The following is a 12,679-nucleotide window of genomic DNA, read 5'->3' as shown; positions in this document are numbered from 1 at the left end:
TCTCCATACTGCCGATAATGTATAGGATACAACCGATAATGAAAAGCAGATCCAACCTTTCTGGCTCGTAATAGCTCCCAACAAAAGGGAGACAGCAATGCCGCTCAGCATGAACCGCGAGGTATTCATCACCTGCGCCGTTACCGGTTCGGGAGACACCGTTTCCAAATCCAGCCACGTCCCGATCACGCCGAAGCAGATCGCCGAAGCGGCGGTCGAGGCCGCCAAGGCGGGTGCGGCGATCGTCCACTGCCACGTCCGCGATCCGGAGACCGGCGCACCGGCCCGCCGCCTCGACCTCTACAAGGAGGTGACCGACCGCATCCGTTCCGCCGACATCGATGTTGTGCTCAACCTCACGGCCGGCATGGGTGGGGATCTCGTTTTCGGCAATGTCGAAAGCCCCCTCCCGGTCAACGAGAAGGGCACCGACATGGCCGGTGCCACCGAGCGCGTCGCCCATGTTGCCGAATGCCTGCCCGAGATCTGCACGCTAGACTGCGGCACCATGAACTTCTCGCTCGGCGACTATGTCATGACCAACACGCCGTCGATGCTGCGCGAGATGGCCCGCCAGATGACCGCCCTTGGCGTGCGCCCCGAGATCGAGGCCTTCGACACCGGCCATCTCTGGTTCGCCAAGCAGCTCGTCGAGGAAGGCCTGATCGAGGATCCGGTGCTGATCCAGCTCTGCATGGGCATTCCGTGGGGAGCGCCGGACGACCTCAACACCTTCATGGCGATGGTCAACAACGTGCCCGCGAACTGGACCTTCTCTGCCTTCTCGATCGGTCGCAATGCGCTCGCCTATCCGGCCGCGGCGATCCTTGCCGGCGGCAACGTCCGTGTCGGCCTTGAAGACAACCTTTATGTCGGCAAGGGCCAACTCGCGACCAATGGCCAGCTCGTCGAAAAGGCGGTCTCGGTCATCGAGGGCATGGGCGCGAAGATCATCGGACCGGCAGAGGTTCGCGAGACGCTGAAGTTGACGAAGCGGTAAGAGCGAGTTCGGCCCCTCATCCGCCTGCCGGCACCTTCTCCCCGTCGAGACCGGGAGAAGGACGCAGCCGTAGGCGCCCAGTCCCCTGTCCCCGCCTGCGGGGAGAGGGCTAGGGTGAGGGCAGACTGAGATTTCAAGGAATCGAGGAGAGGGAATGAGCATCATCACCAAGGCCGCCTGCATCGGCGGCGGCGTCATCGGCGGGGCCTGGGCGGCGCGTTTCGCGCTTGCCGGCATCGACGTCAAGATCTTCGATCCGCATCCGGAAGCCGAGCGCATCATCGGCGAGGTCATGACCAATGCCGAGAAGGCCTACGGCATGCTGACCATGGCGCCGCTGCCGCCGCGCGGCAAACTCACCTTCTGCAAGAGCATTGAGCAGGCAGTCGAAGGCGTTGACTGGATTCAGGAAAGCGTCCCCGAGCGGCTGGAGCTGAAGCGCGGCGTCATCACCGAAATCGATGCTTTCGCCCGCCCCGACGCGCTCATCGGCTCATCAACCTCGGGCCTCCTCCCCTCGGACCTTCAGGCCGACATGAAATACCCCGAACGCATGTTCGTGGCGCATCCCTATAACCCGGTCTATCTCCTACCGCTGGTCGAGCTCGTCGGCGGCAGGATGACCTCCGCGGCAACGATCAAGCGGGCCGAGGAAGGTGTTGCCGAAATCGGCATGAAGGGCGTCGTCATAGCCAAGGAGATCGAGGCCTTCGTCGGCGACCGTCTGCTCGAGGCGCTCTGGCGCGAAGCGCTCTGGCTGATCCAGGACGACATCTGCGATACCGAGACGCTCGACAACGTCATGCGCTATTCCTTCGGCATGCGCTGGGCGCAGATGGGCCTGTTCGAGACCTATCGGATCGCTGGCGGCGAAGCCGGCATGCGCCACTTCCTCGCCCAGTTTGGCCCTTGCCTCAAATGGCCCTGGACGAAGTTCACCGACGTCGTCGACCTCGACGATGCGCTCGTCGAAAAGATCGGCGCGCAGTCGGACGCGCAAGCCGCCGGCCGCTCGATCCGCGAACTCGAGCGCATCCGCGACGAAAACCTCGTCGGCATCATGCATGCGCTCAAAGCCGGCAATGGCGGCGAAGGCTGGGGCGCCGGCAAGCTGCTCGCCGATTTCGAGAAGCGCCTTTGGGTGAAGGGCTGCAATCAGGCGAAAACCTATGACGCCTCCGGCCCGCTGCACCTCGTCGAGACCAAGGTCAACGCCGCCTGGGTCGATTACAACGGTCACATGACCGAGCACCGCTACCTGCAGCTCTTCGGCGACACCTCCGATGCGCTGCTGCGGCTGATCGGCGTCGATTTCGCCTATGTCGAAGCGGGCCACAGCTACTACACTGTGGAAACCCACATCCGCCATCTCGGAGAAGCGAAGCTCGGCCAGGCGCTCTACACAACGCTGCAGCTTCTCGCCTCGGACGAGAAGCGGATTCAATTCTTCACCAGGATCCACGACGCCGCATCGGGCGAGGTGATCGCGACCGCCGAGCAGATGATGCTGCACGTCGACGCCAAGGCCGGCAAGTCGGTTCCGGCGCCGGCGGAAGTGCTGGCGAAGTTGAAGCCGATCGCGGAAGGGCATGCGAAGCTTGAGGTGCCGGAAGGCGCCGGGCGGCATGTGGGGCAGAAACGCTGAAGTTGATCATGGCGGATGATTGCCCCTCATCCGCCTGCCGGCGCCTTCTCCCCGTAGGCGGGGAGAAGGGACTCGCGGCAACCACTGGCGCCCCCTCTTCCGTCGCGGCGGGGAGCGGGCAGCAAGAGCGTCCCCCTCCCCGCGCGCGAGGAGAGGGTTAGGGTGCCAAGCAAGCAAAGGGCCGATGGGGAGATCGGCCCAATAGCAGGCGGACCAAAATTGACGAGGGAGAACAATGAATTTCGCACTGACCGAAGAACAGCAGATGATCGTCGACACGGTTCGCAGCTTCGTCGAGACCGAGATCTATCCACATGAAAACGAGGTCGAGCGCACCGGCATCGTGCCGCGTGAGCTCGGCCAGGAAATTGCCCGCAAGTGCAAGGAGCTCGGCTTCTTCGGCTGCAATTTCCCGGAAGAAGTCGGCGGCGCCGGGCTCGATCACCTGACGTTTACGCTCGTCGAGCGTGAGCTTGGCCGCGGCTCGATGGGCTTGACCGTATTCTTCGGCCGCCCCTCCGGTATCCTGATGGCATGCAACGAAGAGCAGCGCGAGCGTTACCTGCTGCCGGCCGTCCGAGGCGACAAGTTCGATGCACTCGCCATGACCGAGCCCGACGCCGGCTCCGACGTGCGCGGCATGAAATGCTTCGCCAGACAGGACGGTGACGACTGGATCGTCAATGGCACGAAGCACTTCATCAGCCACGCCGACATCGCCGATTTCGTCATCGTCTTCATCGCCACCGGCGAGGAGCAGACGCCGCGCGGCCCGAAGAAGAAGATCACCTGTTTCCTGGTCGATCGCGGCACGCCGGGCTTCCAGATCCGCGACGGCTACAATTCCGTCTCGCATCGCGGCTACAAGAACTGCATCCTGACCTTCGACGATTGCCGGCTGCCCTCTGCGCAGATCCTCGGCGAGGTGCACAAGGGTTTCGACATCGCCAATGAGTGGCTCTATGCGACCCGCCTGACGGTCGCCGCCACCTCGGTCGGACGGGCGCGGCGCGCCTTCGACTATGCGCTTTCCTACGCCGCCGAGCGCAAGCAGTTCGGCAAGCCGATCGGTGCCAATCAGGGCGTCTCGTTCAAGCTTGCCGACATGATCACCGAGATCGACGCCGCCGACCTCCTGACGCTGTCGGCCGCCTGGCGGCTCGACCAGGGCCTCCCGTCGAACCGCGAGATCGCCTCGGCCAAGGTCTTTGCCACGGAAATGCTCGCCCGCGTCACCGACGAGGCCATCCAGATCTATGGCGGCATGGGGCTGATGGACGACCTGCCGCTCGCCCGCTTCTGGCGTGACGCGCGCGTCGAACGCATCTGGGACGGCACTTCGGAAATCCAGCGCCACATCATCAGCCGCGACCTCCTGCGGCCGCTGGGGGCTTGAGGATGGGCGAGTTCCCGCAAGTCACCCCCCTCTGCCCTGCCGGGCATCTCCCCCACAAGGGGGGAGATTGGCAAGACGCGACCACCCAGCTTCTTGATCCACGGCCCATCTCTGCCATCCGCCGCATCATTCCCGCAATCCATCGTCCGTTAAGAGCACTCCACTCCTCGACGGTCACTGACTGGCAAAGACAGCGCCCCGTCCAATCTCCCCCCTTGTGGGGGAGATGCCCGGCAGGGCAGAGGGGGGTATTCCGCGGCTCGCGCGCCCTTGATGCATTCAACAAGGGCGCAGCATGACCACCCCTCCCCGCTCCCTCGACCGGCTGATACGCCCGCGCTCCATCGCCGTCTTCGGCGGCAAGGAGGCGCGCCGCGTCATCGAACAATGCGACAAGATGGGCTTTGCCGGCGAGATCTGGCCTGTCCACCCGCGCGAAGACCAAATTCTCGGCCGACGCTGCTACCGCTCGGTGGCGGACCTGCCGAATGCGCCGGACGCGTCTTTCGTCGGCGTCAACCGGGCACTGACGATCGAGATCATCCGCGACCTTGCGGCACGTGGTGCCGGCGGCGCCGTCTGCTACGCCTCGGGCTTCCGCGAAGCGGCCAGCGAGCTCGCCGATGGCAACGATATGCAGGAGGCGCTGGTTGCCGCCGCCGGCGACATGCCGATCGTTGGGCCCAATTGCTACGGCTTCATCAACATGCTCGACGGCGCGCTGCTCTGGCCCGACCAGCACGGCATGCTGAGCGTCGAGCGCGGCGTCGCAATCCTGACCCAATCCTCGAACATCGCCTGCAACATCTCCATGCAGACGCGCGGGCTGCCGCTCGCCTACGTCATGACCGCTGGCAACCAAGCGCAGACCGGGCTCTCCGACATAGCCTGCGCCGTGCTCGAAGACCCGCGCGTCACCACCGTTGGCCTGCACATCGAGGGCTTCGACAGCATCGAGGCGCTGGAGCGGCTGGCGACCCGGGCGCGCGAACTGCGCAAGCCCGTCGTGACGCTGAAGGTCGGCAAGTCGGAGGCCGCACGGCTCGCGACCGTCTCGCACACCGCCTCGCTCGCCGGCAACGACCGCGTCTCGTCGGCGCTGCTTGCCCGCCTCGGCATCGGCCGGGTCGACACGCTGCCCGAGCTCCTCGAAACGCTGAAGCTCCTGCATCTTCATGGCCCGCTTGAGAGCGCCGACATCTCTTCGATGAGCTGCTCTGGCGGCGAGGCCTCATTGATGGCGGATGCGGGTGTCCGGCGTATGGTCAACTTCCGACCATTGCGCGAGGAGCAGCGCCAGCCGCTGAAGGAAAGTCTCGGCGAGATGGTGACGATCGCCAATCCGCTCGACTACCACACGTTCGTCTGGGGCAACCGCGACAAGCAGACAGCCGCGTTTACCGCGATGATGAAGGGCGACTACGCACTGAACCTCATCGTGCTCGACTTCCCGCGTCTCGACCGCTGCGACGCCGAAGATTGGGTGACGACCTGCGAGGCGGTCATCGCTTCCGCGAAGGCGACCGGCGCCGTCGCGGGAATCGTCGCGAGCCTCGGCGAGAACATGCCGGAAGCAACCGCCCTTTCGCTGATGGCGGCGGGCGTGGTGCCCTTCAACGGCATCGACGAAGCGCTCGCCGCCGCGGAGACTGCGGCCGAGATCGGCGCCGCCTGGGCAAGACCTGCCCCGCTACCCCTCCTCAAGGTCCGGGCCGAAGCGGGCGATGCCGTTACGCTGACCGAGGCAGAGGCGAAGGCCGAGCTCCTGGAGGCTGGCGTTGAGGTCCCCCGAGGCGAAACGGCCGCCACCGCCGAGGAAGCGGCGGATACCGCCGAAGCCCTCGGCTTCCCCGTCGTGCTCAAAGGCCTCGGCGTCGCCCACAAGACCGAAGCTGGCGCAGTCAAGCTCAACCTCGCGAGTCGCGACGAGGTCTACGCCGCCGCGACGGCGATGGCCGCGGTCGCTTCGGGTTATCTTGTGGAAAAGATGATCGCCAAGCCGGTAGCGGAACTCATCATCGGGGCGATGCGCGATCCCGTTGCCGGCCCGGTGCTCACCATTGGCGCGGGCGGAATCCTCGTGGAATTGCTGGATGATTCCGCGATCCTGACGCTTCCGACTACCGAAAAGGCGATTTTGGAGGCGATCGACAGTCTCAAGATCAGGAAGCTGCTGGACGGCTACCGCGGAGGACCGAAGGGAGACGTCGCCGCTTTGGCAAGAACTGTCGCTGCAGCGGCATCCTATGTCGTTGCAAACGCTTCCAAACTCGATGAACTCGATATCAATCCTATTATGGTGTTACCGGAGGGCCAAGGAGCCATCGCCGTTGACGCCTTGATCCGCCGGAGGAAATGACGCCTATGACCGGACCGATCCTCACGCGCCGCGAAGGCGGCATTCTGGAAGTCACGATCGACCGGCCGAAGGCCAATGCCATCGATCTGAAGACCAGCCGGATCATGGGCGAAATCTTCCGCGAGTTCCGCGACGACCCAGCCTTGCGCGTGGCGATCGTCACCGGCGCGGGCGAAAGATTTTTCTGCCCCGGCTGGGACCTCAAGGCTGCCGCCGATGGTGACGCCGTCGACGGCGACTATGGCGTCGGCGGTTTCGGCGGAATCCAGGAACTGCGCGACCTCAACAAGCCGATCATCGCCGCCGTCAACGGCATTTGTTGCGGCGGCGGGCTGGAGATCGCGCTTTCGACCGACATCATCCTTGCTGCCGAACATGCGACCTTCGCGCTGCCGGAAATCCGCTCCGGCACGGTGGCCGATGCCGCGTCGATCAAATTGCCAAAGCGCATCCCCTACCATATCGCCATGGACATGCTGTTGACCGGCCGCTGGCTCGACGTCAACGAGGCGAACCGCTGGGGTTTCGTCAATGAGATTCTGCCGGCCAACCGGCTGATGGAACGCGCCTGGGAGCTTGCGCGCCTGCTCGAAAGCGGACCGCCGCTCGTCTACGCCGCGATCAAGGAAGTGGTGCGCGAGGCGGAAGGCCGCGATTTCCAGACGACGATGAACAAGATCACCCGCCGGCAGTTCAAGACGGTCGATATGCTCTATTCGAGCGAAGACCAGCTCGAAGGAGCCCGCGCGTTCGCCGAGAAGCGCGATCCCGTCTGGAAAGGGCGCTGAGACGATACGGCCATCAATGGCCGCGTGATTTCGAGCCGGCGAGAACCGGCATTCAACGTGGGGCGCCGCGAGCATCGGCGCACGCGGTGCTACGTGATCGTCCATAAGCCATGCTTATGGAAAAGATTTATAAATTAGGACGTTACAAGCCTGTTCCGAACGACTAGCCTTATGGATCGGAATACCTGTATCGCCACCGTAGATCGCAAAAGGAAGGAGAAACCAGACGACATAACGGGCATGTTAGCTTCGAAGCCATTTCGGACGATACGCAACAGTCTCTACCAATCACAACGAACGGCGAATGCCGACTGAAAGAAGGGAACAGGGGAATGAGCGATTACAAGGACTATCTGACACGACAGGTTATGCTGGGCAAAATGAACCGGCGTGAGTTTCTCGGACGCGCGGCCGCTTTCGGCATCGCCGCCTCGACCGCCAGCACGCTGTTCGCAACCAGTGCCGCGGCGCAGGAGCCGAAGCGCGGCGGGCACCTGAAGCTCGGCCTCGAAGGCGCAGCCGCGACCGACTCGAAGGATCCGGCAAAGGCCCTCTCGCAGTTCATGTTTGTCGTCGGCCGCAACTGGGGCGACATGCTCGTCGAGAGCCATCCGACGACCGGTGCACCGGTGCCGGCCCTCGCCGAATCCTGGGAGCCTTCCGCCGATGCAGCGACCTGGACATTTACGATCCGTAAGGGCGTCAAGTTCCATGACGGCAAGGAATTGACCGTCGATGACGTGATCAAGACTCTGCAGCGCCACACCGATGACAAGTCGGAGTCTGGCGCGCTCGGCGTGATGAAATCGATCAAGGAAATCAAGTCGGATGGCGACAAGCTTGTCCTGACGCTGACGGAAGGCAATGCCGACCTGCCGCTGCTTCTGACGGACTACCACCTCATTATCCAGCCGAATGGCGGCCTCGACAATCCCGACGCGATGATCGGTACCGGTCCGTACAAGGTGGCCAGCTTCGAACCGGGCGTGCGCGCCACCTTCGAAAAGAATGCCGACGATTGGCGGACGGATAGAGGCTTCGTGGATACGATCGAACTGATCGCCATGAACGACGCGACGGCGCGCATCGCCGCCCTTTCCTCCGGTCAGGTGCATTACATCAACCGCGTCGATCCGAAGACGGTGAACCTCTTGAAGAGGGCACCGACCGTCGAGATCCTCAATACCTCCGGTCGCGGCCACTACGTCTTCATCATGCATTGCAACACCGCGCCGTTCGACAACAACGACCTGCGCATGGCGCTGAAATACGCGATGGATCGCGAGACGATGGTCCAGCGCATCCTCGGCGGCTACGGCAAAGTCGGCAACGACTTCCCGATCAATGACACCTACGCCCTCTTCCCGGAAGGGATCGAGCAACGCGCCTATGATCCGGACAAGGCCGCCTTCCACTACAAGAAGTCCGGGCATAGCGGGCCGGTGCTGCTGCGCACCTCCGACGTTGCCTTCCCCGGCGCCGTCGACGCTGCCGTTCTCTATCAGGAGAGTGCCAAAAAAGCCGGCATCGAGATCGAGGTCAAGCGTGAACCGGGCGACGGTTACTGGACCAACGTCTGGAATGTCCAGCCCTTCTCGACCTCCTACTGGGGCGGCCGCCCGACCCAGGATCAGATGTATTCGACCGCCTACCTCTCGAATGCCGACTGGAACGACACCCGCTTCCAGCGTCCGGAGTTCGACAAGCTGCTGCTCGAGGCCCGATCCGAACTCGACGAGGCCAAGCGCAAGGAAATGTATCGTACCATGGCAATGATGGTGCGGGACGAAGGCGGCCTGATCCTGCCGATGTTCAACGATTTCGTGAACGCGTCCACCAAGCAGGTGAAGGGCTATGTCCACGACATCGGTAACGACATGTCGAACGGCTATGTCGCAACCCGAGTGTGGCTGGAAGCCTGACGATGGAAAGCGGACCAATGACTGGTCCGGTTCTGACGGATGGGACCGCGGGTGAGCCCCCGCGGTCTGCCGATCTTTCCGGAATGCCAGCAAAACCCAACCCCACCGGCGAGATCGGTGGCACCTTCTGGCGGCGTTTCGTCTTTCGCCGTCCTCTCGCGGCGCTGATCCTTAAGCGCCTCGGCCTGAGTGTTGGATTGCTTTTCGCCGTATCGCTGATGATCTTCGGCGGCATCGAAGCCTTGCCCGGCGATTTCGCCACCACCTATCTTGGCCAGTCGGCGACGCCGCAGGCGGTCGAAAACATCCGCAAGGACCTCGGCCTCGACCGGCCCTGGAGCGAACGCTACCTCAATTGGCTCGGCGGCGCCGTGCAGGGTGATTTCGGCACCTCTTGGGCGAGCAAGAATTCGGTCAGCGAACAGATCGGCAATAGGCTCGGCAATTCGTTGTTCCTCGCCTTCTTCGCCGCGCTCATCTCCGTGCCGCTCGCCGTCGGGCTCGGCATGCTGGCTGTGCAGTTCCGCAACCGAATGCCGGACAAGATCATCAACGTGATATCGCTCGCGGCGATCTCGCTGCCGGAATTCTTCATCGGCTACCTGCTGATCATGTTCTTCGCGGTCAAATTGGGCGTCGCCACCTTCCCGGCGACGGTCTATGAAAGCATGAGCCTCACCGAACGGCTTTCGGCGATCGCGCTTCCGGTTGCGACCCTCGTCCTCGTCGTTCTAGCCCATATGATGCGCATGACGCGGGCGGCGATCCTCAACGTCATGTCGTCGGCCTATGTCGAGACCGCTGAGCTAAAAGGGCTCGGCATGTTCCGCATCATCGCCCGCCACGCCGCCCCCAATGCCGTGGCCCCGGTCATCAACGTCATCGCGCTGAATCTCGCCTACTTGGTCGTCGGCGTCGTCGTCGTCGAAGTGGTCTTCGTCTATCCGGGCATGGGGCAATACATGGTGGATGCGGTGACCGTGCGTGACATGCCGGTCGTCCAGGCCTGCGGCCTGATCTTTGCGGCCTTCTACATCTTCCTCAACATGGCGGCTGACATTCTCGCCATTCTCGCCAACCCGAGACTGAGGCACCCGCGATGAACCTGAGATCTATCCCCCTGAGCGCCTGGATCGGCATCGCGGGCATCGCGATCACCATCCTCTGTGCGATTTTCGCGCCTGTTATCGCGCCCTACGGCGAGCGCGATGTCGTCGGCGACATCTGGCTACCGGCCGGCGGCGATTTCCTGCTCGGCACCGACAATCTCGGGCGCGACCTGTTCTCGCGCCTGATCTATGGCGCCCGCACCACCATCTTCGTGGCGCTGGCGGCAACCGTGCTGTCCTTCTCGCTCGGCATGATCCTGAGCTTTGCCGCGGCTGTCATGGGCGGCTTCGTCGACCAGTTCTTCTCGCGCTTCAACGACCTGATGATGGCGATCCCGACGCTGATCTTCGCCCTCGTCGTTCTCGCGGTACTGCCGCAACATCTCTGGATCCTGATCCTCGTCATGGCGGTGCTCGACTCCACCCGCGTCTTCCGCATCGGCCGCGCCGTCGCCCTCGACGTCGCGGTGATGGAATTCGTCGAGGCGGCGCGGCTGCGCGGCGAAGGCTCGCTCTGGATCATCTTCCGCGAGATCCTGCCGAACACGCTGTCGCCGCTCTTGGCCGAATTTGGCCTGCGGTTCGCCTTTTCCATCCTCTTCCTCTCCACCCTCTCCTTCCTCGGCCTCGGCATCCAGCCGCCCGCCGCAGACTGGGGCGGCATGGTCAAGGACAACAAGGACGGCATCATCTTCGGCATTTCCGCCGCCCTCGTCCCGGGTGCGGCGATCGCGACCCTCGCCATCTGTGTCAACCTCGTCGTCGACTGGCTGATGAAGCGGACCTCGAGCCTGAAAGGAGGGCGCGGCGATGCCTGATCTGCTTTCCGTCAAGAACCTGAAGATCGAGGCGACGAGCTATCCGCCGGGCGAACCGCCCAAGGTGGTGACCCTGGTCGAAGGCGTCTCCTTCAATCTGCAGAAGGGTAAGGTGCTGGGCCTCATCGGCGAATCCGGTGCGGGCAAGTCCACGATCGGCCTCTCGGCTCTTGCCTACGGCCGCGGCGGATGCCGCATCATCGGTGGCGAAGTGCTGCTCAATGGCAGGGACATCCTGAAGCTCGACCGCAGCGGCATCAACACAGTCCGCGGCGCCCATGTCTGTTATGTCGCGCAATCCGCTGCCGCCGCTTTCAACCCCGCTCATAAGCTCGGCGACCAGGTCATCGAGGCGTCGCTCCGTCATGGTCTCATGAGCCGCGACGAGGCGAAAAAACGCGCCCTCTATCTGTTCCGCGTGCTTGGTCTTCCCAATCCGGAAACCTTCGGTGACCGCTACCCCCACCAGGTTTCCGGCGGCCAGCTGCAGCGCGCCATGACGGCAATGGCGCTCTGCCCGAACCCCGAACTGATCGTCTTCGACGAGCCGACCACGGCGCTTGACGTCACCACCCAGATCGACGTGCTTGCGGCGATCAAGCACGCGATCGAGGAGACGCACACGGCAGCACTCTACATCACCCACGATCTCGCGGTGGTGGCCCAGATCTCCGACGACATCATGGTGCTGCGTTACGGCAAGACCGTGGAATACGGCACGACCAAGCAGGTGATCGAGGCCCCGAGGGAGGATTATACCCGCGCGCTCGTCAGCGTCCGCCAGACGAAACGCGACGAGGCGACGGACCAGTCGGGCACGCTTCTCAAGATCGAGCACGTCCATGCCGGCTATGCCAATGGCTTCAAGGTGCTGCACGACGTCTCGATGCATCTGCCGAAGGGTCAGACACTGGCGATCGTCGGGGAGTCCGGCTCCGGAAAGTCGACACTCGCCCGCGTCATCACCGGCCTTTTGCCGGCGAGCGAGGGGCGGATCACCTTTGAAGGCAAGGAACTGCCGAAAGCGTTGAAGGGCCGGACGAATGACGAGTTGCGCCGCATCCAGATGATCTACCAGATGGCGGACACGGCAATGAACCCGCGTCAGACGGTGCGCAATATCATCGGCCGCCCGCTCTCCTTCTACTTCGGCATGCATGGCGCCAGGAAAACCGAGCGGGTCAGGGAACTGCTCGACCAGATCGAGATGGGACCGCGCTTCCTCGACCGCTATCCGGCAGAGCTTTCCGGCGGGCAGAAGCAGCGCGTCGCCATCGCCAGGGCGCTCGCCGCCAAGCCGGAACTCATCCTCTGCGACGAGCCGACCTCGGCGCTCGATCCGTTAGTTGCCGAAGGCATCTTGAATCTGCTTACGAAGCTTCAGGAGGAAACCGCTGTTTCCTATGTCTTTATCACCCACGATATCGCCATCGTCCGAGCCATCGCCGACAGCGTCGCGGTCATGCACCGCGGTCGCCTCGTGCGCTTCGGTCCGAAGTCGAAGGTGCTCTCGCCACCCTTCGACGACTATACCGACCTCCTCTTGAAGTCGGTGCCGGAGATGGAAATCGGCTGGCTGGAGAAGGTGCTGAAGACGCGGCGGATGGAAAGCGCTGGCAATTGATCGATCAATTCTCCCCGC

At 63.4% G+C, this 12,679-nt stretch carries 9 protein-coding genes; all 9 read left to right on the top strand.

All coding sequences use genetic code 11. The features are described 5' to 3' along the window. Positions 1 to 97: 97 nt before the first annotated feature. The 9 genes from bcoG (at position 98) to PZN02_RS12180 (ending at position 12,661) form a co-directional block, all read left to right on the top strand. The gene (gene bcoG, locus PZN02_RS12220) at positions 98 to 1,000 is read left to right on the top strand and encodes a 3-dehydrocarnitine:acetyl-CoA trimethylamine transferase BcoG (protein WP_280658255.1); all 903 of its coding nucleotides are present in this window, start codon (positions 98 to 100) and stop codon (positions 998 to 1,000) included. 154 nt (positions 1,001 to 1,154) lie between these two features. Further along, positions 1,155 to 2,645 carry a carnitine 3-dehydrogenase gene (locus tag PZN02_RS12215; RefSeq protein WP_280658254.1) on the top strand — a complete coding sequence of 497 codons (1,491 nt, stop codon included), beginning with the start codon at positions 1,155 to 1,157 and terminating at the stop codon, positions 2,643 to 2,645. Between the two features lie 235 nt (positions 2,646 to 2,880). Then, a complete protein-coding gene (locus tag PZN02_RS12210) occupies positions 2,881 to 4,041 on the top strand; it encodes an acyl-CoA dehydrogenase family protein (protein WP_280658253.1) in 1,161 nt (386 codons plus the stop codon). A 295-nt stretch (positions 4,042 to 4,336) separates the two neighbouring features. Then, positions 4,337 to 6,400, top strand: coding sequence for an acetate--CoA ligase family protein (locus PZN02_RS12205; RefSeq protein ID WP_280658252.1), 2,064 nt, complete (start codon positions 4,337 to 4,339; stop codon positions 6,398 to 6,400). Between the two features lie 5 nt (positions 6,401 to 6,405). Continuing rightward, complete coding sequence (locus tag PZN02_RS12200; RefSeq protein ID WP_280658251.1) at positions 6,406 to 7,188, top strand: carnitinyl-CoA dehydratase; 783 nt, start codon at positions 6,406 to 6,408, stop codon at positions 7,186 to 7,188. A gap of 332 nt (positions 7,189 to 7,520) precedes the next feature. Next, positions 7,521 to 9,110 carry an ABC transporter substrate-binding protein gene (locus PZN02_RS12195; RefSeq protein ID WP_280658250.1) on the top strand — a complete coding sequence of 530 codons (1,590 nt, stop codon included), beginning with the start codon at positions 7,521 to 7,523 and terminating at the stop codon, positions 9,108 to 9,110. A gap of 2 nt (positions 9,111 to 9,112) precedes the next feature. After that, the gene (locus PZN02_RS12190; RefSeq protein WP_280658249.1) at positions 9,113 to 10,213 is read left to right on the top strand and encodes an ABC transporter permease; all 1,101 of its coding nucleotides are present in this window, start codon (positions 9,113 to 9,115) and stop codon (positions 10,211 to 10,213) included. Next, positions 10,210 to 11,037 carry an ABC transporter permease gene (locus tag PZN02_RS12185; RefSeq protein WP_280658248.1) on the top strand — a complete coding sequence of 276 codons (828 nt, stop codon included), beginning with the start codon at positions 10,210 to 10,212 and terminating at the stop codon, positions 11,035 to 11,037. Before PZN02_RS12190 ends, PZN02_RS12185 begins: the two co-directional genes overlap by 4 nt. Further along, the gene (locus PZN02_RS12180) at positions 11,030 to 12,661 is read left to right on the top strand and encodes an ABC transporter ATP-binding protein (RefSeq protein WP_280658247.1); all 1,632 of its coding nucleotides are present in this window, start codon (positions 11,030 to 11,032) and stop codon (positions 12,659 to 12,661) included. Before PZN02_RS12185 ends, PZN02_RS12180 begins: the two co-directional genes overlap by 8 nt. Positions 12,662 to 12,679: the final 18 nt, after the last annotated feature.

It is taken from the genome of Sinorhizobium garamanticum (assembly GCF_029892065.1).
Taxonomy (GTDB): domain Bacteria; phylum Pseudomonadota; class Alphaproteobacteria; order Rhizobiales; family Rhizobiaceae; genus Sinorhizobium; species Sinorhizobium garamanticum.
This window is presented reverse-complemented; position numbering and strand designations above follow the sequence as displayed.